Below are 3,485 nucleotides of genomic sequence, written 5' to 3' on the forward strand. Positions count from 1 at the left end.
GGGGTGGGGAGCGGACCCTGACCCTTCGCCCTAAAGCGGACGTTCGTGGATGGGCAATCTGACCCAGTGTGGGACCGGGAACCCTGGGGCCAAGCGTAAGCGTCAGGCTGCGGCCAGCTCGGCGCGTAGGTTACGGATCTCTTGGTCGCGTACTTCAACAACCCTGCGTAGGTTGAGCAATCCGATCACCTGCTTTGCCAAAGCGTTGAGGCACTCGGTCTGTTCTTCGTTCAGGCCACCCGGCCGAACGACCGTGTCGATGACACAGAGCGTGCCGAGGGTTTGGCCCTCCGGCGAGGTCAGAGGGGCACCAGCATAGAACCGGATGCCCGGTTCTCCCGTGACGAGAGGATTGGCGCGAGTGCGCTCATCCTTGCTCAGGTCGGGGATCACGAGCAGACCGGGGCGTCCCAGGGCATGGGCGCAGACAGATGAGTTGAGGTCGGTCTCGCAGGGTTTGAAGCCGGAACGAGCCTTGAACCACTGTCGTTCCGCCGCCACGAGGCTGACAAGCGCCACTGGCACTGCGCACACTGAGCGCGCGAGTAGGACAATCCCGTCGAAGCTGGCTTCCGCATCCGTATCCAGGATGGCGTAGGCATCAAGGGCAGCGAGACGGTCGGAATCGGTGATGGCAGCTACCGGGTAGGGGTCGTTGCTCATCGTCTCAGGTTTCCTGTCGATTATGGAGAGCCCCTGAGGGCGGGCCGATCAGGCGGCGCAGAACGCGACCTACCTGTTCGGCCGAGTAGGGTTTATGAAGTAACTCGAAGCCATGATCATTCTCGCGAACGAGGACGTGGCTGTAGCCAGAGGTGAGCACCACCGGCAGGCCGGGGAAATCGCTGCGGATCGTCTTGGCGAGTTCGAGACCGCCCATGCCGGGCATCACCACATCCGAGAACACCGCGCGGAACGGCGACGTTCCAGTGCCGAGCCGCTCCAGCGCCGCTTCGCCGCTGACAACAAGCTCCGTTTGGTAGCCGAGGTCTTCTAATAGTTGGGTGGCGGTTCGTCCGACCTCGATGTTGTCCTCAACGATCAGGACGCTTTGTCCGTAGCCCAGGGGCGAGAGAAAGGCGTCAGGATCGATGGCGCTATCTGCGACGGCTCCACCTTCAACCTCAGGCAGGTAGAGCGTGAAGGTGGTGCCGTGCCCGACTCGGCTGCTCACGTCTACGTCGCCGCCAGACTGCTTGGCGAAGCCGAAGACTTGACTGAGGCCGAGCCCGGTTCCCTTACCCACCTCCTTGGTGGTGAAGAACGGCTCGAAGATGCGCTCCAACTGCTCCGGGGCGATGCCGCTTCCGGTATCGGTCACGGAGACGAAGCTGCCGCTCTGCGCGGCATGACCACGGATGACGGGCATCTGCTCTACTGCTTGTACAACGATCGTCAGCCCGCCCTCACCATTCATGGCGTCGCGGGCGTTGACGGCCATGTTCACCAGCGCCGTGTCGAACTGGCTCATGTCCGCATTGACGTAGCACGGCTCTGACGGCAGGTCGGTGGTGATCCTGATGCGGGAGCCGGTGAGCGTGCGCATCATGTCGCCGATCCGACGCAAGCTCTCGGCTGCGTCGAACACCTCCGGCTTCAGTGCCTGTCGGCGCGAGAAGGCTAGAAGCTGGTTGGTGAGCTTGGCGGCACGCTCGACGGTGTCGGAGATCGCACCGATGTAGCGGTTACGCCGCTCCTCGGAGAGATCGGGACGCTTGAGGAGGTCGGTGGACGACTTGATGACGGTGAGAAGGTTGTTGAAGTCGTGGGCAACGCCGCCGGTAAGCTGGCCCACGGCTTCGAGCTTCTGGGACTGCCGGATCATGTCCTGTGCGATCGTCAACTCTGCTTCGGCTCGCAGGCGGAGTGAGATATCGCGGGCATAATGGAACGCGCCGACGACCCGTCCATCCTCATCCCGCAGGGGGGAGTAAGACACCTCCCAACACGGTTTGACACGATTAGGATCGCCGAACTCTTCGGTGACCGTGAAGACCTCGCCGGTCAGCGCCCGCGCCATAAGACTCCGCATGACGGGCGCTTGGTCCGGCAGGAAGAGATCCGGAAACACGTCTCCAAGCTGTACCCGGTAAGCAAAAATCCGGTAGAATTCGTCGCTGTGCGCCTGATTGAAGGCGATGAGGCGGAACTCCGTATCGAAGGCACAGATCGGTGCGACGCTTGCCTGGATAATGTCGCCGTAGAGCCGAAGTTTGACGGTGCGCTCGGCCACCCTTGCTTCGAGCGTCTCGTTCAACTCCCGCAGGGCGACCTCGGCCTGTCGCCGTGCCGTGATGTCGGACGCCACGCCATACCACTCGATGATGTTGCCCTCGGCATCGAGCAGCGGCACCGCGCGGGAGAATGCCCAGCCGATGGTGCCATCGACCTGATTGACCCGATGCTCGATGGCGTAGGTTGACTTGGTCCGGACCGCTCGTTCGATCTCCGCCCGCACGGCCTCGCGGTCGCTGGCTGGGATGTACTCGTCCAACCAGTTTGGGTTCGTGCTGCTGGTGTCGGGGATAAAGTTGCCGCCAGCGAGTTGCTCAAGCTCGGTCCAATCCGAGTTGACACGATAACGTACCTCTGAGGAGCTACGGATCAACGCATCGAGCGTCTGCTCGCTTTTCTGGAGGGCAGTCTCGGTCTGTCTCCGTGCGGTGATATCGGAGAAGAGGACCGCGACCTGACGCAAGCTCGCTGGTTCGACACGATGCGCGGTGACAGCCAGATCGCGTCCTGTGGTGAAAAGATGCTGCTCGAACTTGATCGGCAAGCCGGTCCGCAAAACCTCGCCGTAGCGATGTGCCCATTCGTCGGCCTCAGCGCCAACGACCTCGCGCAGACGCTTTCCGACGACGTTCGGGATGCCCGAGTTCGCCATGAAGGCTTGGTTGGCCTCGATGTGGACGTAGTCGCTCAACGGTCCCTCAGGCCCGTCGAGGAACTCGATGACGCAGAACCCCTGCTCGATGGAATCGAAGAGCGTGCGGTAGCGCGCCTCGCCATAGTGGCCGCCGCCAGCCTCAGCATTCAGGGATGCACGGTCGAGGACGGTCATGGCTTCGAGGATATCCCCGTCGACATTCGCTGCGCGTCCCTGGTCTCGTGATGGAGGCGCAGCAGGCGCACGGCTGCGCGCATCAGGTCGCTCGCGGAGGCATACTCCCCGAGCGACACCTGTTCATCGACCCAAGCGGCAAGCGGCTCGGTCAGCGCGACGTGGCGGGAGTGCTTGGCGGGCATGATCCTTGTTAGCACACCCTTCGGAGGTGGGTGTTTCCTATCTAACACCTGCGACTAGATGTGCGGCTCGTTGGCGGGCGAACTTCCGAAGGTAATGCGGCTCATAGCGACGAGTGGCTGTTTCACCGAACGCTCGGTCGGAAACGGTGAGATCGCGCCACCTCCGTCCCAGCCGTAGGTCACTGGTTCACAGAGCAGCTTGCAAGCAGACGTTCCTGGCTTCTGCAAAGGGTCGG

4 protein-coding genes are annotated in these 3,485 nt (G+C 62.4%); all 4 read right to left on the minus strand.

Features of this window, described 5'->3' with window-relative positions; genetic code table 11:
* Nucleotides 1–102 precede the first annotated feature (102 nt).
* Nucleotides 103–663: a GAF domain-containing protein gene (locus tag LW587_RS23700; protein ID WP_332839856.1), complete on the minus strand. Its 561-nt coding sequence runs from the start codon at nt 661–663 to the stop codon at nt 103–105.
* Between the two features lie 4 nt (nt 664–667).
* Nucleotides 668–3,064 (minus strand): hybrid sensor histidine kinase/response regulator, encoded by a 2,397-nt coding sequence (locus LW587_RS23705; protein ID WP_232632027.1) that lies wholly within the window; start codon nt 3,062–3,064, stop codon nt 668–670.
* Nucleotides 3,061–3,249 carry a ribbon-helix-helix domain-containing protein gene (locus LW587_RS23710; RefSeq protein WP_232632028.1) on the minus strand — a complete coding sequence of 63 codons (189 nt, stop codon included), beginning with the start codon at nt 3,247–3,249 and terminating at the stop codon, nt 3,061–3,063. The genes LW587_RS23705 and LW587_RS23710 overlap by 4 nt, the downstream gene beginning before the upstream one ends.
* A gap of 54 nt (nt 3,250–3,303) precedes the next feature.
* Nucleotides 3,304–3,485, minus strand: a 182-nt coding sequence (locus LW587_RS23715; RefSeq protein ID WP_232632029.1) for a hypothetical protein, incomplete at its 5' end; no start/stop codon positions are given.

It is taken from the genome of Methylobacterium sp. Leaf118 (genome assembly GCF_920984675.1).
Lineage (GTDB): Bacteria > Pseudomonadota > Alphaproteobacteria > Rhizobiales > Beijerinckiaceae > Methylobacterium.